At 63.0% G+C, this 20071-nt stretch carries 18 protein-coding genes; 10 read left to right on the top strand and 8 right to left on the bottom strand.

Annotated features, from left to right (window positions below):
• Positions 1-190: 190 nt before the first annotated feature.
• Positions 191-490 (bottom strand): H-NS family nucleoid-associated regulatory protein, encoded by a 300-nt coding sequence (locus P3T16_RS02110; RefSeq protein ID WP_090527228.1) that lies wholly within the window; start codon positions 488-490, stop codon positions 191-193.
• A 380-nt stretch (positions 491-870) separates the two neighbouring features.
• A complete protein-coding gene (locus P3T16_RS02105) occupies positions 871-1533 on the bottom strand; it encodes a HugZ family protein (RefSeq protein ID WP_429340990.1) in 663 nt (220 codons plus the stop codon).
• A gap of 173 nt (positions 1534-1706) precedes the next feature.
• Between P3T16_RS02105 and P3T16_RS02100 the strand changes: the two genes are divergently transcribed.
• A complete protein-coding gene (locus P3T16_RS02100; protein WP_429340989.1) occupies positions 1707-2918 on the top strand; it encodes an MFS transporter in 1212 nt (403 codons plus the stop codon).
• 213 nt (positions 2919-3131) lie between these two features.
• On the opposite strand, the gene P3T16_RS02095 is transcribed toward P3T16_RS02100, so the two are convergent.
• Positions 3132-4277, bottom strand: a complete 1146-nt coding sequence (locus tag P3T16_RS02095; protein WP_429340988.1) for a branched-chain amino acid ABC transporter substrate-binding protein — start codon at positions 4275-4277, stop codon at positions 3132-3134.
• 579 nt (positions 4278-4856) lie between these two features.
• Here P3T16_RS02095 and P3T16_RS02090 point away from each other — a divergent pair.
• On the top strand, positions 4857-5549 hold the full coding sequence (locus tag P3T16_RS02090; RefSeq protein WP_429255172.1) for a dienelactone hydrolase family protein: 693 nt from the start codon (positions 4857-4859) through the stop codon (positions 5547-5549).
• A 177-nt stretch (positions 5550-5726) separates the two neighbouring features.
• Complete coding sequence (locus P3T16_RS02085; protein ID WP_429340987.1) at positions 5727-7235, top strand: amidase; 1509 nt, start codon at positions 5727-5729, stop codon at positions 7233-7235.
• Positions 7236-7415: 180 nt separating this feature from the next.
• Here P3T16_RS02085 and P3T16_RS02080 read toward each other — a convergent pair whose 3' ends face one another.
• The 4 genes from P3T16_RS02080 to P3T16_RS02065 all read right to left on the bottom strand — a co-directional run bounded on the left by P3T16_RS02080 (position 7416) and on the right by P3T16_RS02065 (position 10694).
• Complete coding sequence (locus P3T16_RS02080; protein ID WP_429255029.1) at positions 7416-7727, bottom strand: high-potential iron-sulfur protein; 312 nt, start codon at positions 7725-7727, stop codon at positions 7416-7418.
• A 241-nt stretch (positions 7728-7968) separates the two neighbouring features.
• Entirely contained in the window at positions 7969-9075 is a 1107-nt protein-coding gene (locus tag P3T16_RS02075) for an NAD(P)/FAD-dependent oxidoreductase (RefSeq protein WP_429340986.1), read from the bottom strand.
• A 229-nt stretch (positions 9076-9304) separates the two neighbouring features.
• A complete protein-coding gene (locus P3T16_RS02070) occupies positions 9305-9472 on the bottom strand; it encodes a hypothetical protein (RefSeq protein ID WP_429340985.1) in 168 nt (55 codons plus the stop codon).
• A gap of 244 nt (positions 9473-9716) precedes the next feature.
• Positions 9717-10694 carry an AAA family ATPase gene (locus P3T16_RS02065; protein ID WP_429340984.1) on the bottom strand — a complete coding sequence of 326 codons (978 nt, stop codon included), beginning with the start codon at positions 10692-10694 and terminating at the stop codon, positions 9717-9719.
• A gap of 364 nt (positions 10695-11058) precedes the next feature.
• On the opposite strand from P3T16_RS02065, the gene P3T16_RS02060 reads away from it, so the two are divergent.
• Together P3T16_RS02060 and P3T16_RS02055 are read left to right on the top strand one after the other, a co-directional pair.
• Positions 11059-11565, top strand: a complete 507-nt coding sequence (locus P3T16_RS02060) for a hypothetical protein (protein WP_429255033.1) — start codon at positions 11059-11061, stop codon at positions 11563-11565.
• Positions 11566-11596: 31 nt separating this feature from the next.
• Positions 11597-12394, top strand: coding sequence for an endonuclease/exonuclease/phosphatase family protein (locus tag P3T16_RS02055; RefSeq protein WP_429340983.1), 798 nt, complete (start codon positions 11597-11599; stop codon positions 12392-12394).
• Between the two features lie 65 nt (positions 12395-12459).
• On the opposite strand, the gene P3T16_RS02050 is transcribed toward P3T16_RS02055, so the two are convergent.
• Positions 12460-13431: an aldose 1-epimerase gene (locus P3T16_RS02050; RefSeq protein ID WP_429340982.1), complete on the bottom strand. Its 972-nt coding sequence runs from the start codon at positions 13429-13431 to the stop codon at positions 12460-12462.
• A 344-nt stretch (positions 13432-13775) separates the two neighbouring features.
• Here P3T16_RS02050 and P3T16_RS02045 point away from each other — a divergent pair, with 344 nt between their 5' ends.
• The 5 genes from P3T16_RS02045 to P3T16_RS02025 all read left to right on the top strand — a co-directional run bounded on the left by P3T16_RS02045 (position 13776) and on the right by P3T16_RS02025 (position 20027).
• Positions 13776-14828 carry a LacI family DNA-binding transcriptional regulator gene (locus tag P3T16_RS02045; RefSeq protein ID WP_429255036.1) on the top strand — a complete coding sequence of 351 codons (1053 nt, stop codon included), beginning with the start codon at positions 13776-13778 and terminating at the stop codon, positions 14826-14828.
• A gap of 125 nt (positions 14829-14953) precedes the next feature.
• Positions 14954-15958, top strand: a complete 1005-nt coding sequence (locus P3T16_RS02040) for an ABC transporter substrate-binding protein (protein WP_429340981.1) — start codon at positions 14954-14956, stop codon at positions 15956-15958.
• A gap of 500 nt (positions 15959-16458) precedes the next feature.
• Positions 16459-18024: a sugar ABC transporter ATP-binding protein gene (locus P3T16_RS02035; protein WP_429341059.1), complete on the top strand. Its 1566-nt coding sequence runs from the start codon at positions 16459-16461 to the stop codon at positions 18022-18024.
• Positions 18014-19039, top strand: coding sequence for an ABC transporter permease (locus tag P3T16_RS02030; RefSeq protein WP_429340980.1), 1026 nt, complete (start codon positions 18014-18016; stop codon positions 19037-19039). The genes P3T16_RS02035 and P3T16_RS02030 overlap by 11 nt, the downstream gene beginning before the upstream one ends.
• A gap of 28 nt (positions 19040-19067) precedes the next feature.
• Positions 19068-20027 (top strand): ABC transporter permease, encoded by a 960-nt coding sequence (locus P3T16_RS02025; RefSeq protein ID WP_429340979.1) that lies wholly within the window; start codon positions 19068-19070, stop codon positions 20025-20027.
• Positions 20028-20071: the final 44 nt, after the last annotated feature.

The raw sequence follows: 20071 nt of genomic DNA, 5'->3' as shown, positions 1-20071 counted from the left end.
AATAAGGCGAACGGGATCTGCCGGCGCGCCAAACGCGCGTCAAAGCGCACGTCAAACTTCAGGCGATAAAAAACCGCGCTCCTTGCGGTGGCGCGGTTCCCTTGCAGCAGCGGTAATCGTTCAGTGTCTCGTTCAGCGTTTTGTTCAGTGCTTCGGACCCTGCACGGCTGCTGCTTGAATCCGGATGTTCTTATCGTGCGATAAGAAACTTTTCGCGATCCTTGCCGGCGATCCAGCGCGGCGGCTTGCCACGGCCGGACCAGGTGCTGCCGCTGTCCGGATCACGGTATTTCGGCGCCACGCCCGCGCGCGGACGGCCAACCTTGGCAGCCTTTCCACGACCGCCGCCGAGTTCGGCCAGCGTAATACCGTAGTCGGCCATTTTCTGCTTGATTTCGTTCAGCACTTCCGCATATTCACGCGACTTCGCTTCTTCGATCTGCTTTTCCAGCTTCTCTCGCTGGGCCAGTAGTTCCTTGTAGGACGACATAGATTCCCTTGTGGTTTGGTTAATTCGCGGCCGGTCTTATGCCTGCTCGCGCAATGAAGGTGTTCATGCCTCGGAATTTTGCTGGCGAGATTAACACAAAATAGAAACCGGAGAAAAGCCACTCAAGAAAATTATTATTGTCCGTTTCAAAATGCTTCACGCGCTGCCTTCACGTTCACAAATCTGGCATTGGGCGACAATTCATATTCCGCTGAAGAAGATCTCGAGTCATCTCAAGAATATCCGTTAAATTCCCAAATCATGAAAATAAATCGGGATACTTAACCTGAACATTTCATTTCATGAGAGCTTTGCCGGATCCGGTGGAAAAATAACGGTCTGCAGGTCACACGCGATTAGGCGTTTTCCCGGAATGGGCGTTAATCGGCGTGCCGTTCGATGCAATCCGCCAGCGCAGCATGCAAGGTCGTCGAATCCATTTTCGGTGCATCGAACATGAAACGGGTTCGATGTCCGCCGATTTTCAGATCGGCGCCATAACGGTCGATGCCCGCGAGATCCAGTTCGCCCCCACGGCGCGGATGATGATCGAAAAATTCCGTCAACGCGGCTTCTTCTTCGAACGAAAGCGGCTCAAGCGGATCGAGATCTCCCGCATCCAGCCAGCCCATCGCACCAAAGCCGCCGATATAGCGTATCCGTTCCAGCGACATCAACCAGAACGTGAAATCGCCAAGCGTCAGATATCGCTCGGCATCCGGGTGATAGCGCAGATAGCGCCGCACGATTTCCGGCTCCGGTTCGACCGCCTCAAACGCGCCAAGCAGCGTGACGCGCGGACTGTTCAGGACATCGCCTTCGGGTGCGTGGACCACGAGGAAGCCCGCGCGGGAATCGGCATGCAGGTTCCGCGTATGCTCCGCGAGCTGGCTGACGAGGATCAGCGGCCGGTGGCGCGCGTCCGGCGCAAAGGGCAGCACGGTCGGATACGGGTAGCCTTGCGGCTGACGCGCGTGCGTGGCCAGCGTCCCGACGGCGACCTGGTGCAGCAGATGCAGCGGAGCGTGAGCGGGAATATTCAAGCGATCGACCTCAGAACGGGTGCGTGAAAACCCGGGAGCGCAGTACATTTTGCGCAGCGCGAGCAGGTTACGTAGACGTAGATATTAGTTCAGGGTCTTCACACGTGGGCCCGATCGCTTCGATAGAATCGTCATTTCGCTTTCAGCGCGCTTTCTTTTCAAACGGGAATTCCGTGTCCGACCGCCCTTCCGCTTTCGCCACACCGCCGGCCGCCCACAGCAACCTGCCGGATACCGCGCGCCAGCGCGCCCGCTACGCGACGATGGCGCTCTTTTTCGTCGCCGGGATGATGTACGGCTCGTGGGGCGTTCACGTGCCCACCGTGCGCGACCGCTTTCACCTGAATCCGGCGATGCTGTCGATCGCGTTGCTGGCCGTCGCGGTCGGGTCGATCGTGGCCATGGCCACCAACGCGAAGTGGATCGCGCGCGTCGGTACGCGGCGCGCGTGTCTGACGGGCGGCCTCGTGATGTCGTTTGCCGGCATGCTCATTCTCGTGGTGCCGGCGTACTGGATGCTGCTCGTCGTGCTGGCCGTATTCGGCGCATCGATGGCGACGCTCGATGTGGCGATGAACGCCGAGGCCAGCGCGGTCGAAGAAGCGCTGGCGCGGCCGATCATGTCTTCGCTGCACGGGGTGTTTAGCGTCGGCGGCATGGCGGGCGCGATCGTGGGCGGTGCGGTGCTGTCGTGGGGCATGGCGCCGGCTGTGCATCTGCTGCTCACGGGCGCACTGTGCGCGCTGGTGCTGGTGATCGCGTGCCCGTCCGTGTTGCCGCATGTGCCGCATCACGAACGCGCCGACGCGGGCGCGCCGCGCGTGAACCGCTGGCGCTCGCCTGCGCTGTGGGCACTCGGCGGCATTGCGCTGATTGCGCTGGTCGCCGAAGGTGCGATGTACGACTGGGCGACCGTTTATATGCGCGACGTCGTGCTATCGACGCCGGCCGTCTCGAGCGCGGCCTACGCGGCGTTTTCGGGCGGCATGGCGGCCGCGCGTTTTGCCGGTGACGCCGTGCGTGCCCGCTTCGGCGCGCCGCAACTGATCATGGCGAGCGCAACGCTCGCATGCGCGGGGATGATCGGCGCGCTGCTGCTGCCTTATCCGGTTGCCGCGTTGACCGGATTCACGCTGATGGGCCTGGGGCTCGCGAACATGATGCCTGTGCTGTTCGCGGCGGCCGCGCGCGTCAGAGGCGTCCACGCGGCCGAGGGGCTCGCGCACGTGGCCGGCCTGGCGTACTTCGGGCTATTGCTCGGACCGGTGGTTATCGGTGGTGTCACGCAGGTGACGAATCTGTCGCTCGGGCTGTCGGTTGTCGCGTTGTGCGCGGCGCTCGTGGCGATCACCGGGCCCAGGGTATTGCGCTGGCTGAAAATCTGACCGCTGGCGGCGGTTGTTCTCGAAGCGTGTTGCGCTCCGATGCGATCCGCTGCCGTCTGAGGTCGCGTTACGTTACGCGCTTCTTCAGCCGCGACACGATGCGGATCATCTTTCCTGCGTCTCAACAAAAAAAGCACGCGAAGCTTGCGCCTCGCGTGCCTTTCATGACTTCGCGTAAGACCAGGCGAGCCTGGTCCGCATCGAAAGCCGGTATTACATCTTCACCACGTCGAGCAGCGTCTTCTTGCCCGACTTGTAGTTGTACAGCGAGATCACGCCGTGCTTCAGGTCGCCCTTGGAGTCGAACGTGGTTTCACCGATCACACCCTTGTAGTCGGTGTTCGGCATTGCTGCCAGGATCTTCGCCGGATCCGTCGAGCTGGCACGCTTCATCGCGTCAACGATGATGTACACAGCGTCATACGTGAACGGAGCGTAGATCTGGATCGGCTGGCCGAAACGCTTTTGATACTTCGCGAGGAACGCCGGGCCTTCAGCCATCTTCTCGAGCGCCATACCGGCTTCCGAGCAGACGATGTTGTCCGTAGCGTCGCCAGCGAGGTCCGACAGCTTGTCGGTACACACGCCGTCACCCGCCAGCACCTTCGCACGCAGGCCAAGCTGCTTGGCTTGCTTCGCGAACGGGCCGCCGGTGGCGTCCATGCCGCCGTACATGATCGCGTCCGGGTTTTCGCCCTTGATCTTCGTCAGAATTGCGCGGAAGTCGACAGCCTTGTCGTTCGTTGCGTCATGCGACATCACGTTCAGGCCGAGCGACTTGGCGGTCTTCTCGAATTCGTTTGCGAGACCCTGGCCGTAAGCGGTCGAGTCGTCGACGATCGCGACGCTCTTCACTTTCAGGCCCTTCGCAGCGTAGTTCGCGAGTGCCGGACCTTGCTGTGCATCGGTTGCCACAACGCGGTACGTCGTCTTGAAGCCCTGTTGCGTGTAAGCCGGGTTCGTTGCCGACGGCGAGATCTGCACGATGCCTGCATCGCTATAGATCTTCGATGCCGGGATCGACGTGCCCGAGTTCAGGTGGCCCACCACTGCCACGACCTTGTCATCGACCAGCTTCTGGGCGACTTGAGTGGCCGTACGCGGGTCAGCTGCGTCGTCTTGCGGATCCAGTTGCAGCGTGATCTTCTCGCCACCGATCGTCAGGCCCTTTGCGTTGATTTCCTCAACTGCCAGGCGCGCGCCGTTTTCGTTGTCCTTACCCAGGTGGGCGATACCGCCCGTCAGCGGTGCAACGTGACCGATCTTGACGACCGTGTCGGCTGCAGCCGAAGTTGCCAACGTTGCGAACAGCATCGCCGCAGCGCTGATCGGCAACAACTTTTGAATCTTGATGTTCATGTAAGTCTCCAGTTTCGGTCCCAAAAACAACGTAATCGCCCTGTGTTCCCCGCTTCCTGCACGTGTCTTCATCCCGTGGACGATCACGCCGGTTGCATCGTTCATGCACTTGGCCAGCACGTCAGCCGGTCTGTTTTTGACAGGCGGCTACCCGTACTTGCGCGCAAGTGTAGGCCATCAAATTAATTTGGGGGAATTTTTTGAGAAAGTGGGATCACTACTAATAGCGTTTATCCCACAAGCCCTGAACAGGAACTTCACGGCTCCGCGCAAAAGCACAGCCCATGCGGGTTTGCGCGATATAAGGGTTTTGCTCTATAAGCGCCGCGCTAAAGGTTTGCGCGACGATTACCGTTAATGTTTCGAATAAAGTCGCATCGCTTCGATCACTCCGCAAAAGCGGCGAATTTCGTCGTCAGGGCGCGCGCTTTGCCGCGCCAGCGTCTTTGCCGCGCGCGGTTGCCGGGCGGGTTGCCGGGGCTCGTCCGGGCGCGCCTGCAACGACCCGCGTTTGGTGGCACACTGACCGCCCGCTTTTGACGCAATGCCTTTCATTCGTTCAAGGAGATCGACGTGAGCGTGACTTCCCAATGGATCGACATCGACGCTGGCAATGACAGCTTTCAGGGCTATCTGGCGCTGCCGAAGCGCGGATCCGGTCCAGCCGTCATCATCATTCAGGAAATCTTCGGCGTGAACAGCCACATTCGCGCCGTGGCCGATCAATATGCGCAGGATGGCTACGTGGCGCTCGCCCCGGACATCTTCTGGCGCACACAGCCGCGCGTGGAACTGACCTACGCAGGCGCCGACCGCGACAAGGGCATCGAGATCCTGCAGAAGACAGACGTGAACCTCGCCGTCGCCGACATCGGCGCGAGCGCCGCCGCACTGCGGGCGCGGCCGGAGGTGAAGGGCAAGGTCGCCGCCATTGGTTATTGTTTCGGCGGCCGGCTTGCGTACCTCACTGCGGCGCAGGGCACGGTCGATGCGGCCGTCGCCTATTACGGCGGCGGCATCCAGAACCGGCTCGAAGAAGCATCAAAGATCAAGGTACCGATGCAGTTTCACTACGCCGAACTCGACCACGGCATTCCGATCGATGCAGTGGGCCAGGTGAAGGAGCGCTTTGTCGGCCATGACAACGCCGAATTTCATCTGTATCCAAACGCCGATCACGGCTTCAACTGCACGGACCGCGACTCGTACAATCAGCGCGCCGCCGCGCTGGCGCACGGTCACACACTGATTTTCCTCAGCAAACATCTGTAAGCTGCTGTCACCGCGTGGCGCGCGCAACGCGCGCCGCGCGGGAACCGTCAGCGGCGCGTTTCGTCACACCGGTGACGGTTCTGGTTTAAACGCTCCGGCTGGTGTTCATCCGGCTGTCATATCGACGTTACATTGACGTCATACACATCACCACTCACCTGCGGGGGGCGCCCGGTCGTGCAATCCGATTATCTGTCTCATGACGCCATCGGTCTCGCCGAACTCGTGCGCAAGCGCGAAGTCACAGCGCGTGAGCTGCTGGACACCGCGATCGCCCGCGCCGAAGCAGTCAACCCCGCGATCAATGCGCTCGTGCTGAAAGACTATGACGCTGCGCGTCAGCGCGCTTCCGCCTCTGTTCATGGCGTGAACGGCGCGAATGGTTCGGCCGATGCCACCGCCGCGCTTGCCGGCGTGCCCTATCTGATCAAGGATCTGGGCGCGCCTGTCGCCGGCCTGCGGATGTCGATGGGAAGCCGCCATTACCGCTATTTCGTTCCCACCGAAGACGCGCCCATCGTCACGCTGACCCGCGCCGCCGGCCTCAATATCTTCGGCAAGACGAGCACGTCCGAGATCGGCCAGATGCCGTACACGGAGCCCGAGCTGTTCGGCCCGTGCCGCAATCCGTGGAGCCTCGATCACACGCCCGGCGGTTCGAGCGGCGGCGCCGCTGCCGCTGTCGCCGCGGGCATCGTGCCGATGGCGCATGCGTCCGATGGCGGCGGCTCGATTCGCATTCCCGCGTCGTGCTGCGGCCTGTTCGGCTTCAAGCCGTCACGCGGCAGGCAACCACCCGCCGCAGTGCAGATGCCGGGCGAACTGGGCGTCGATCACGCCGTGTCGCGCAGCGTGCGCGACAGCGCGTTGCTGCTCGATCTCACCAGCGGCAACGCGGCGCTGCCGCACGGCGCGCCCGGTACATTTCTTGGCGCAACGGGCGAGCCTTGCAAGCCGCTGCACATCGCGTACGTCGCCGAACCGATGCTCGCGCCGACACTTTCCGCCGATGCGCGCGCCGCGCTCGAAGACGCCGCGCGACTCGCCACGTCGCTCGGCCATCATGTCGAGCCGGTTTCGCTCGGCATCGATTTCGAAGCGGTCCGCCATGCGTTTTTGACGATCTGGTCGGTGATCGCGGAGGAAGTCGTACTGAATGCCGATCGTACGACAGGACGCAAACCCCAACGCAGCGAATTCGAAATCGCGACCTGGGCGATGGCGCACATCGGCCGCAAGCTCGGCGAGCGCGCATTGCCTGCAGCACTCGAAGAGCAGCGCCGCATCACCGTGAAAATGGCCGACCTGTTGACGCGTTACGACGTGATCGTGTGCGCGACGCTCGCGGCCGCGCCGATCAAGATCGGCGAAATGCTGCCGACGCAGGTCGAACGGATGCAGATGCACGCGGTCACCACGATGCCCATCGAAGCGCTGATGAAGAAGATGCTGACGGAAGCGTCGAACAAGGCGTTCGCATGGGCGGGCTGCACCGAGCTTTTCAATCTGACTGGCCAGCCGGCGATGTCGGTGCCGCTTTACTGGAATGCGCGCGGCCTGCCGGTCGGCGTGCAGTTCGCAACGCGTGATGGCGGCGAAGCAACGCTCTTTCGTCTCGCTGCACAACTCGAGGCGGCGCGTCCGTGGTTCGACCGTCGTCCGCCGTTGATGCAGGCGCGCGACTAGCCGCACCCACCTGATAGGTCAGGCCGGCTTGCGTCGCGCGTCGAGATCCGCGTGACGCATTGCCGGAATGCGCTGGCCGCATTGCGCGACCAGCGCCTGCTGATCCTGCAGAACCGGTTTGCGGGTGGCGTTCCGCTATCTTTTCTGCCAGATGCAGCAGCAGTGCGACCTGCGAGACAATCAGGCCTTCTTGTTATACGCGCTGCACCAGCCGGTCGCGGCGACCTGCTTGCCCGCGAACATCGGACAGCCGGCATAGGGGTCGCTCGCCTTGCCCTGATAGAGACTGCAGTTGCCGCAGTCCTGGCCGGCTGCGTATTTGGGGAACTTCGCCTTGTCGACCTTGCTGGCGTTCGTCTTGTAGCCGAGCGCCTGTGCGGTCGGATCGGATTCGGAGACTTTCGGCGCGTCGGCGAAAGCCTGGCGGGAGAGCGCGAGCGAAGACGCAACGCCAAGGCTCGTGATCAGAAACGTACGACGGGATGACTTCATGGGGGACTCACTCCATGTTATGGAACTGAACGCCGTTCTAACGACAGCGGTTTCCAAGAATAACAATGAAGCGGCCGCGCGGGTCGACCCAAATGCCAGGGATAAGCAAATTCGTAGCGCATGCGCGGCGCCGGAGGCGCGATGTCGCGCATCAAGGTGCGTTGCGCCGCGTCGTGACATGACCCGTCGTGACGTGAAGTGACGATGACACAGCCAGAACACGCGGCGAAACGCCTTTGCCTCAGGCGCGTCCGGCCAGTTCGCAGACGCGCTGCGCAATCGCCAGCGATGCCGTCAATCCCGGCGACTCGATGCCGAACAGATTGACGAGTCCGCGCACGCCATGCGCCGCCGGCCCCTGGATCAGGAAATCGGCAGCAGGCTCGCCTGGCCCGGAAAGCTTCGGACGAATACCCGCATAGGCCGGCTGCAGCGCGCCATCGGGCAGCTTCGGCCAGTACGCGCGGATCGCAGCGTAAAACGCTTCCGCGCGATGCGGATCGACGTCGTAGTTGATGGTATCGACCCATTCGACATCCGGCCCGAAACGCGCCTGTCCGCCGAGATCAATCGTCAGATGGACGCCCAGTCCTGCTTCGTTTGGCATCGGATAGATCAACCGGCTAAATGGCGCGCGCCCGGAGATGCCGAAGTAGTTGCCGCGCGCGAGATAGAGCGGCGGCACGTGACGCGCATCGAGCCCGCGGATGCTGCACGCCAGCCGGTTCGCCTGCAGGCCGGCGCTGTTGATCACGCAGGCCGCGCTGATCGTCGTCGGCGCAGCGCCGCCGACCTTGATGACGAAGCGTCCGTTGTTCGCCTCGATTGCGTCGACATGTGCGTGGAACGCGAACATCGCGCCGCTACGCCCGGCGTCGCCTTGTAGTGCGAGCATGAACTGGTGGCTGTCGACGATGCCCGTCTGCGGCGAAAACACCGCCTCGACGCATTCGAGCGCCGGTTCGAGCGCGCGCGCTTCGTCGCCGCTGATGCGCATCAGGTCGAGCACGCCGTTTTCCTTGCCGCGCGCGAGAATGCTTTCCAGCTGCGGCACCTGATTGCGCGCTGTCGCGACAAGCAGCTTGCCGCACCGCTGGTGCGGTATGCCGTGCGTCGTGCAGTAGTCATAGAGCATTTCGCGGCCACGCACGCACAGTGAAGCTTTGAGCGAGCCGCGCGGGTAATAAAGGCCCGCGTGAATCACTTCGCTGTTGCGCGAACTGGTGCCGACGCCGATCGCTTCCGCGGCTTCGAGCACGATCACTTCACAGCCGCGCGCGGCCAGCGCACGCGCCACGGCGAGGCCAATCACGCCCGCGCCGATCACCACACATTCGATTTGATCCATGTCCCTCGACGCGACTTTTGCCCGCGCTGCCTGATCGACCGATGAATTCTGAAAACAGGATGCGGCCGTTCCGCGCTTCATACCGCGCGTTGTCGAACGTATCTCCTGTACTGATCAAAATTGTACGACGGCCGTCAGAACGCAGAATGCCCGCACGCTCGTGGAATGCGGGCATTCGTTTCAATCGGGCGCGCCTTGTGAGCGCGGCCGGCGCTACGCGCAGCTGCGCTCAGCTACGGGCGGTGGTCTGGCTGGTCGCGCTGTCGCGCTGCGCATCGGCGGTGCCGGATGGACTGGCCGGTGTGCCCAGCACCGTGTAGCTGGCGGCGGAGGCAGGCGCAACAACGGGTGCGGCGACCGTGGCAGAAAACAGCAGGGCGAAAGAACTGGTTCTCATGATGGATTCCTGAAGTCGTTGAAGTGGGATCGTCGATGCGAAAATGCACAGGCACTTCGGTCAGAGGAGTGTAGCCGCGGACTATCAAAAATCCATGCCGATTAAATGAATTGACTGTTTCCGGTTCGAGAACAATCTTCGATGCGATCGGCGGAAAAGGGCGTCGGAGCGAAATTTCACGCGACAAAAAAACCGCCCGAAGGCGGTCTTTTGCACAAGGCAGCTAATCGAGACCGAAAATCCGTCAAAACCCGATCGGTTTCCGCCGCGCGCCGTTATCGAGCCGGATATGAGTCGCGCCGATCTCATCGCGACTGTCGATACGTGCCGCGCCGAATCCGTTGAGAATCGCGCGACGCATTTCGCGCGGCGAAGCCTGCGCGAGCGCGTCGAGCGCGGCCTCGCCCAACTCGGCCGGAAACCTCAGACCCCAGCTATGTGCCGAACGGATCTCGTGATAGATCGCCTGCGCGATGCGGCGTGCGCCGTCGCGATCGGGTGGCGGAATTTCGTATACGTTCATCCGGTTCAGGATCGGTTCCGGGATGCCGCGCGCACTATTGGCCGTCGCGATCCAGATCACGTGGCCGGCGTTGATCGGCACTTCGGCGAATTCGTCGATGAAGGTCTGCGCGGTGTCATGTTCGAGCAGCGCGTAGAGCGCGCCAAGCGGGTCGTATTGCGAGTCGCCGGTGGCCTTGTCAATCTCGTCGACGGCGATCACGGGGTTCGCGTAGCTGCCATGTACCAGCGCGTCGAACACCTTGCCCGGCTTGGCGTTCTTCCATTGTGACGATGCGCCCGACAAGATCCATCCGGCCGTCAGCGAACTCATCGCGACGTAGTGATACGACGTGCCGAGCAGCCGCGACAGCTGCTTCGCGAAATGCGTCTTGCCGATACCCGGATCGCCGAGCAACAGGATCGGCATCAGTTCCAGCCGGTCTTCGGTTTCAAGGCACAGCGCGACCTGGCGGCGCACGTCGTCGAGCGGTTCGGCGAAGTTGGGCAGCGCGCCGATCAGGTCGTCGATCGACGGCATCCGGTTCGGCTTCACGCAAAAGCGCAGGTTGCCGACCTTCAGCATTTTTTCGTAGGTGGCGCGCAACGCGTCGTTCGCGCCTTCGCTGAGTTCGTTCAACGCTGTCTCGACCCGATCGAGATCGTAGACCTGGCTGAACGACGCCACCGCGATTTCCTGTCTGACCATGGCTGTCGTCATCGCTCACCCCGCTTTTGTGCGTATGTGCCTGGCTTTACCGCCGCGGCGACACTGGCAAGACGTCGCCTGTTTTTCAGTGTATCGATGCAAAATTCGCTGGCAAGCGAGCAGCCGTGAAGGTGTGCTGCTAACAGTGGGATGGCGCACGGATGGCCGCAGAACGCTGCTGCCACGACACCGGTGCGTGCGCGTGATCGCCAGACAATCAGGTGCCTGAACGGTTGAACTCACGCGCCTGCGTCACCATCTGAAACAGACTGTTGCTGAACCCGGCCCTGAATGCCGGGTCAGAAATTGATTCCCCGATCAAGCGTAAGATGGGCGCCTGCCCATCCCGCCGGGAGCCGTCGCCCGGAGACCTTTCATGTGGAAAACCAGCGTCGTTGCCGTGATGTTCGGCACCTCGTCCTTATTGGCTCAGACCCCGGCTCAGGCCCAGCAGCGCCCCGCGCAGCAGGCCGTGCAGTGGCAGCTGCAGGTCGTCAGCGACGGCCAGCAGGTCGATGCGTTCGATGGCACGACGACCGTCGGCCAGGCGCGAACGGATACGCATCATCGCGTGGTGTCACACAACGTTGGATGCAAGGACGTACCGGCCGGCAGCATCGATCTCTCCCGCACGTTGACGGTCTCGCCGTTGCAGGCGTCGGCGACGGAAACCACACTCGCCATCGAAGCGCAGGAAACCATCGAGGACCCCGGCGCGCGCCAGACCGATACGGGCTGCAAGCTGCCGCCGCAGCCGCGTCAGGTTGCGGCGAGCCATCCGGGGTTGACGGTGCCGGCTGGCCAGTGGGTCACATGGACCATCGTCGACAGGAACCCGACACTCGTCTACCGTGTGCGTGCGAGCATCGCGACCACCCCCTGACACTGACGACAGAAGAAGCGGACAACGCGGCATGCGAAACCCCGAAGAACTGATACGCGATAGCGCGCATCCCAAGGATTTCATCGCGGTGAGCTGGAACCTTCACAAAGGTCGCTCGCCGCTCGGCCTTCAGGCCTGGCAGGCCATGCAACGCTGGGTCCAGTCGACCCACGCGGACGCCTATTTCCTGCAGGAAGCGATGGCACGACGGATGCCGTCGCCGGTGTTGTCGTCGAATTTCGGCGCGCCGCTGGCCGACCCGGTCGACGATATCTGGCATTGCCAGGCTACCGAAATCGCGAGTTCGCTGCAACTGCAGATCGCGCTCGGCACCAATGTGTTCAAGCCTTCGTGGCGGCATGGCAATGCGATCCTGTCGCCACATCCGCTCGATCTCGGCGGACGCTGGGACATTTCCGCTCACCGCTTCGAGCGGCGCGGTCTGCTGGTTGCCCGCGCAACGTTTGCCGGTCACTCGGTCACGTTGCTGTGCGCGCACCTTGCGCTCACGCGCTCGGCCCGCTTGCGTCAGATGAACTGGATCGCGCACTGGATCGCGAAGGAAGCGCCCACGGGTCCGCTCGTGCTCGCCGGCGATTTCAACGACTGGCGCAACGATTCCGTGCCGCTGTTTGCCGAGCATGGATTGCACGAAGTGGCGACGCTGCTCGGCGAAACCGCGCGTACGTTCCCGGCGTTTTCACCGGCGCTCGCGCTCGACAAGATGTTCGTGCGCGACATGAAGCCGATCGAGTGGATCCAGCCGACGCAGGAAACTGCGTGGCTGTCGGATCATCTGCCGTATATAGCGCGATTGCAGGTGGGTTGAGCGCTGTTTTTTCAGCGCGTGACCGGGAATGTGACCGTGACAGACGCGAGCGCTTCAGCGGATGGTCAAAACCTGGCGGGCGTCCAGGTCAACACGCCCGTGATCTCTTCGCCCGGCATCAGCACGCAGCCACCGACGCTGTCCCGCGCAGCGGCCGGCGCGTTAAAGCAGTCGGTCGTATTCGAGACCGGCTCGACGCACAGCAGCGCCTCGCTCGCGGGCGCAAACACCACCAACTGACCGAACACAGCGTCGGCGTTCAGCGTCAGTTGCCGACGCTCGTCCGGCCACGCGACCACCGCCTCGCGCTGCCAGCCCGTGAAGTTGTTGTCGAGATCGAACGCGTCCGCGGACATCCCGTTTCGTAGCGCATCGACGGCCGGATGCGCGCCGAGATGAGTCGGCAATACGTCGGCGTCGGCGTGCCACATCGCTTCGACGGAAGCCGTCACCACCGTGTTCGCGGTTCGCGGGTAATACGGATGATGACCCATGCCAAACGGCATCGGACGATCGCCCAGATTGCGCGCCGTCAGCGTGACGTGCAGCGCGTCGCCGATCAGTTCGATCGTCTGCTGCGCGCGATAAGGAAACGGCCAGTCGCCGTGAATCGAAGGATTGGGCGTGTGCTCCAGATGCAGCTCAACCGACGTTTCCGTGCGTGCGCCGACGCACCACGCGCGCCGCCATGCGGTGCCGTGCAGCGCATGCGCGAACGTGTTGCCGTCGCCGGAAAGGTCGATCGAACGGCCATCGAAGTCGAAGCGCGCGTCGCGGATGCGGTTGCAGTACGGGAAAAGTGGAAAGCTCGCCATCTGCAGCGGATTGCGCGCAGCAAGCGCGGCGCCGGTCGCAGGGCGCATCCAGTGAACCGGACCCGCATGGGTCGCCTCGAAGTACGCCGCGATCGATCCGCCAACCAGCGGCGCCACGCGCAGTTCCGTGCTGCCGCTGCAGAGCGCGATGAGCGACGGATCGTCGAGCGCCGCCTGGCCTGATGCGCCGAAGGGAAAGGGATTCAGGGAAACATTGCGCATTGTTGATCTCGAGAGACGGCAGACACCTTTCGTTGTCTCTGGTCCCATGCAAGAGGGATGCTGTTACGTGCCGGGCGACAGGCACGGCCGGCGCGCCTCGGAGGCCCGCGCGACCGAGAATCGCACGCGACAGCGCCTTTCGTCAATGTTATTAGTAATAATATTGACGTGTCATGAGCGCCACCAGAGACGTTCGCCGTCTCGCGCAGGCGGGTTAGCGCGCGTTGCCCGACGGATATTATTAGTGGTACCGTCAGACCGCCGACGCCTCCGGCGTCACCTGTTTTTGTCGCTTTAGCCAGGCGGCCCGCTCAATGAAAAAATCGACCCAACGACGTCCAACGATGACCGACATCGCCAAGCTCACTGGCGTGTCGCAGTCGACTGTTTCGCTTGTTCTCAATAACGCCACCGGCGCCAAATTCTCCGAAAACACGCGCGACAAGGTGCTGAAAGCCGCGACCGAACTCGGCTACCGTCTCTCGACGCGCGACGTGGTGCAGCCCTCGAAGGACGAACGCAGCCTGATCGTGTACATCGCCGACGAAATCTCGACGAGCCCGCACCCGGTTGTGAACATCGACGGCGCGCGCGATGCCGCGTACGCACACGGCAAGATGCTCGCTGTCTACTCGACGCACGGCAACGCCGATATCGAGCAGCAGGTGCTCGACGCGGCGCTCGCGAGCCCGAACGTTTTTGGCGTGATCTACGCCACGGTTTACACGCGCAAAGTGAGCCCGCCGGCCGCGCTGTTGCAGGTTCCTACCGTTCTGCTCAACTGCTACACGAGTGAAGGCGGCTTCTCGTCGGTCGTGCCGGCGGAAGTGGCAGGCGGGCATGTCGCGACCGAATATCTGCTGCGCGCGGGCCATCGGCGCATCGGCTATATCAACGGCGAGCACTGGCAGGACGCAGCCAAAGATCGCCTCAAAGGCTATCGCACCGCACTCGCCACCGCCGATCTGCCGTTCGCGCAGGAACTGGTTCGCGACGGCGACTGGAGCTCCGGCACCGGCTTCGAACACACGCTCTCACTGATGCGCGAGCCCAATCCGCCAACCGCGATTTTCTGCGCAAACGACCTGATGGCGCTCGGCGCAATCGAGGCGCTAAAGCAGCTCGGTCACCGCGTGCCGGAAGACGTTTCCGTGCTCGGTTACGACGATCAGGAAATCGCCCGCCATACGCATCCGCCGCTCTCGACGGTCGTGCTGCCGAACTATGAACTGGGACGCTGGGCCGTCGAAACGCTGCTTCAGGATGAGCACAATCGCGCCGCCGGCGCGCCGGTTCGACACCGCATGGTGAAGCTCGATGGACCCCTCATCGAACGCGGGTCGGTCAGGGTAATTACTGAAGCAAAATCGCCAGTAGCTAATATTATTAGTGATTGACTAATAATAATTTGCGATGAAATAATCGACTACACCCGGACGAGGTGCAAACCCGTGGCAAACCGTCATCACGAACGGTGCAGGGCAAAGTAAAAAGCAACTAAACCAAAGCACTGGAGGAAGACATGGCGTCGCTCAAGCAAAAGCGTCCGCAGCGGGTTCGTCCGCTCGTCGGATCGGTTCTGGCGCTGGCAATCGGCTGCGGCATCTCGACGGCACACGCCGACGACGCCCTGCCCAAACTGGCTACCAAAACTCCGTTGAAGGTCGGCTTCGCGCAGACCGAAAGCAACAACCCGTGGCGTCTCGCGGAAACGAGGAGTTTCAAGGAAGTGGCTTCGAAATGCGGCTGGCAGATCGTCATGACGGATGCCAACGGCTCGCCCGCGAAACAGGTTTCGGACATTCAAAGCATGATCGCGCAGCACGTCGATCTGCTCGTGTTCCCGCCGCGTGAAGAAAAGCCGCTCGCACCCGTCGTGCTGCAGGCGAAGAAGGCCGGCATTCCTGTGATTCTGGTCGACCGTAACGTCGATCAATCGGTTGCCAAGGCGGGCCGCGACTACATCACGTTTATCGGCTCGGACTTCATCGATCAGGGCCACCGCGCCGCGGACTGGCTCGTCAAGGCGACGGGCGGCAAGGCGAAGATCATCGAACTCGAAGGCTCGACCGGTGCGTCCGCCGCGAACGATCGCAAAAAGGGCTTCGACGAAATCATCGCGAAGAACCCGGGCATGACGATCATCGCTTCGCAAAGCGGCGACTTCGCGCGCGACAAGGGCCGTCAGGTGATGGAAACGCTGCTGCAGGCGCATCCTGAAGTGACCGCTGTCTACGCGCATAACGACGAAATGGCACTGGGCGCGATCGCCGCGATCAAGGCCGCCGGCAAGCAGCCGGGCAAGGACATCCTGCTCGTGACGATCGACGGCACGAAGGGCGGCATGGACGCCATCGCATCCGGCGAACTCGGCGCCAGCGTGCAGTCGAGCCCGTTCTTCGGCCCGCTCGCCTGCGACGTCGCGCAACGCTACGCGAAGGGCGAAACGATCCCGACGTGGGTGAAAGTGTCCGACCGCTTCTACGACAGGAACAACGTCAAGGAAAGCATGCAGTACGGTTACTGAGCGGGTACCAGAGCGGATCAGGAAACGAAGGGCAGGTGAACCGGAGACTGTCCGTTCCGGGCTTGACCTGTAACCGGACGCTGCCGGGTCCCGCTGACGGGAGGGTTCGAGGCGACGTGCCCGTGCAATCGCGGACCGTCGCTTCGCTTTGTCCTGGCGTCTGCTCACGGCCACTGACAGACGCCGGTTGGCGTAGAAGACCGGCTTTTGCGGTTCGCGCCGTAACGGTGTTTTGCGCCCGCCCGCGACTCGCGCAATACTGGCGACACGCCAGTCCGGTCGCCGCCCGCCGCATCCCGACCCATGCAAGAGGATCGCCGCGCGCCGCGCTGCCGGCACGCACGCATTGACGATCCCCGACGCTTTCATGCATCTGTGCACACCTGTTGCGGGCAACTCGCCCGCGATGCAGGGACACGCATCAGGAGACACACGTGACGCACACCGGTACCGGTATCCCGACCGCCGCGCCCCGGCCAGGCCAGCCGCCCTTGCTGGAGATGCAGGACATCCAGATCAGCTTCGGCGGCGTGCCCGCGTTGTGCAGCGCGCAGTTGAGCGTCGCCGCCGGCGAAGTGCATGCGTTGATCGGCCAGAACGGCGCCGGCAAGTCGACCATGATCAAGATCCTCACGGGCGCGTATCGCCGCTCGGGTGGCGTCGTCCGCTTCGAAGGTCGCGAGATCGATTTCCGCACGCCGAAAGAAGCGCGTGAAGCGGGTATCAGCACGATCTATCAGGAAATCAACCTGGTGCCGTTCCGCTCGGTTGCCGAAAACATCTTTCTCGGACGGGAGCCGCGCCGCTTTGCCCTGATCGACTGGCGTGCAGTGCAGCAACGCGCAGCCGCGCTGCTCGAATCGTTCGGCTTGCAGATCGATGTGAAGAAACCCGTCGGCAGCTATTCGACGGCGATCCAGCAGATGGTCGCGCTGGCTCGCGCAGTGTCGTCCGACGCAAAGATGGTGATCATGGACGAATCCACTTCGTCGCTCGACGAGCGCGAAGTGGAACTGCTCTTTAACGTCGTGCGCAAACTGCGCGATGACGGCCGCGCGGTGATTTTTGTATCGCACCGGCTCGACGAACTGTACGCGCTGTGCGATCGCGTCACGGTGATGCGCGACGGCCAGACGGTCGCGCAAAGTGCGATGGCCGACATGGGCAAGCTGCAACTCGTCACGACGATGCTCGGCCGCACACTCGCCGCCGTCGTGCAGGACGACACGGCCGCGCGCGAAGCGAATCTCGCACGACGCGGCGCGCAAACCATTTCTGCGAAACATCTCGCCGCACATCCGAAGGTGAACGACGTTTCGCTCGATGTACACGCGGGCGAAGCGGTCGGGCTGGCTGGCTTGCTTGGCTCGGGCCGCACGGAAACGATGCGTCTGCTGTTCGGCGCCGATCCGGCTGCGCAGGGCACGCTCGAAATCGATGGCAAGACGGTTGCGCTGAAGTCGCCGCAGGACGCCATCGCGCGCGGCCTCGCGTATCTCACCGAAGACCGCAAGCTCGAAGGCATCGTCCCCGAACTCCCGGTGCGCGACAACCTCACGCTCGTGTGCCTGCGCACGCTGTCGAAGCACGGCATCGTCGATGTGAAACAGCAGCAGGAGATCGTGGATCGATTCATTGCGTCGCTCGGCATCAAGCTGCGCTCACCGGATCAACCGATCCGCGAACTGTCGGGCGGCAACCAGCAGAAAGTGCTGCTCGCCCGCTGGCTCGCGACGCAGCCCAAAGTGCTGCTACTCGACGAACCGATGCGCGGCATCGACGTGGGCGCGAAAGCCGACGTCGCCAGAATCGTGCGTGAATTGCGCGACTCCGGGCTGGCGGTATTGATGTCGGCCTCGGAACTGGAAGAACTGACCGCCGTGGCGGACCGCGCCGTCGTGATTCGCGACGGCCGTACGGTCGCCGAACTGAACGGCGGCGAAATGAGTGAAGCATCGATCATGGACGCCATCGCGTACGGCAGCGAAGGCCCGTCGCAACTGGCAGAAGCCGTCAGCGCGGCGCACGTAGCGGACGCACTGGAGGTCAATCGCCATGGCTCATGAGTCGTTGCGTAACGAGACCGCGCCGCCCTTGTCTGCGACGCCGGTCACGGCCGCTACGGTGCCGGCTTCCGACGTCAGGACAAAAGCGCGTCGCCGTATTCCGATCCAGCGCGAAATCATCGTGCTGCTCGCGATGCTCGTCTTCAACCTGATCTTCACGCCGCACTTCTGGTCGCTGCAGACCTTCAACGTCAACCTGACACAGGTCGTGACGATCGTGATCGTCGGCATCGGCATGACGCTGGTGGTAGCGACGGGCGGAATCGATCTCTCGGTGGGTGCATCGATGGCGATCTCGGGCGCGCTGGCGCCGATGCTCTTCATGAACGTCGACGGCCCTCTCGGCATCGTGCTCGCGTTCACGCTTCCGGTGATTGCCGCTGCGCTGTGCGGCGTGTTCAACGGCCTGCTCGTCACGCGACTGGCGGTGCAGCCGATCGTGGCGACGCTCGTGCTGTTCATCGCCGGACGCGGTATCGCGCAGGTTGTCACCGACGGCGGCCTGCAGGCGTTCAACAATCCCGCATTCCAGTGGATTGCGCTCGGCAAGGTGGGCGGCGTGCCGTTTCAGGTGCTGCTGATGCTCGCGCTGGTCTGTCTCTTTGCGTGGATCGTGCGCAAGACGCTGTTCGGCCAGTACCTGCTCGTCACCGGCGGCAACGAGAAAGCCGCGTATCTGTGCGGCGTGCCGACCGCCCGCGTGAAGCTGATCGCGTACACGGTGTGCGCAGCGCTCGCGGGTCTCGCCGGGCTGATTTCGATTTCGGTGAATTCGTCGTCGGATGCGAACGTGGTCGGGCTCGGCAGCGAACTCGATGCGATCGCGGCGGTGGCAGTCGGCGGCACGGCGTTGACGGGCGGCAAGGCGTACATCGGCGGGACGCTGATCGGTGCGCTGATCATCCAGTTGCTGCGCTATACGCTGCTCGCGCACGGCATTCCTGACGCAGCCGCGCTTGTGGTGAAGGCCGGCATCATCATTGCCGCCGTGTACGTGCAGCGGCGTTCACGGTAACGCTGGCGCTTGACGGGATTCGAAAGCGATGAAAAAGAACCTTCCGATTTTGCTGGCGCTCGTGTTGCTGCTCGTGCTCGGGCTCGTGCGCTATGAACACTTCGCGTCGGCGTACAACATCACGTCGTTCTGGCGGTACAACTCGATGTTCGCGCTGATTTCCGTCGGCATGGCGTTCGTGATCATCACGGGCGGCATCGATCTGTCGGTCGGCACGGTCGCGGCGCTTTCGAGCGTCGTCGCTGCGCTGGCGAGTCCTTACGGCGGATGGATCGCGGTGCTCGCGGGCGCCTTCGCGGGGCTCGCGGTCGGCGTGCTGAACGGCATCGTCATCACGCGCCTCAAGATCCTGCCGTTCATCACGACGCTCGCGACGAGCCTCGGCGCGCACGGCGTCGCGCTGCTGCTCGGACGCAACGATGCGGTGTCGATTTCGGCGGAGTCGAACTTCGCCAGCTTCGGCCAGGGCGATCTGTTCGGCCTGCCGGTTCCGGGACTCGTCGCGCTGGCGGCGGCCGTCATCGGCTGGCTTGCGCTGCGCAGCACGCGGTTCGGACGGCATTCGCTCGCGATCGGCGGCAGCGAGGAAGCGGCGCGCCTCATGGGGCTGAACGTCGACCGCACGCTGATCGCCGCGTACGCCGCGAGCGGGTTGCTCGCTGGGCTGGCGGGCGTGATCCTCGCCGCGCAGTTCGGCGCGGGTCAGCCGAACGAAGGCGTCGGCTGGGAGCTGTTCGCGATTTCGGCGGTCGTTCTCGGCGGCACGCTGCTGACCGGTGGCGAAGGCTCGATCGCGATGACGATTGCCGGCGTTCTGCTGCTCGGTCTCGTGTTCAATCTGTTGAACTTCGAGAACGGGCTTGGATTGATCAGCCTGTCGGCGTACTGGCAGTCGGTGATTCGCGGCGTGTTCCTGCTGCTCGTGATCGTGCTGCAGGCGCGCGTGCTGAAGCAACGGGGCGGAAAACGGAGCGCCGCGGCCGGTTGAGCGCGAGCGGTTTGCGCGGATTCGGGAGCAGATCGCAGTAGAAT

It is taken from the genome of Paraburkholderia sp. GAS42 (assembly GCF_050436565.1).
Taxonomy (GTDB): domain Bacteria; phylum Pseudomonadota; class Gammaproteobacteria; order Burkholderiales; family Burkholderiaceae; genus Paraburkholderia.
Note: the sequence above shows the minus strand (reverse complement) of the source record. Positions and strands in the feature narration are given on the sequence as shown.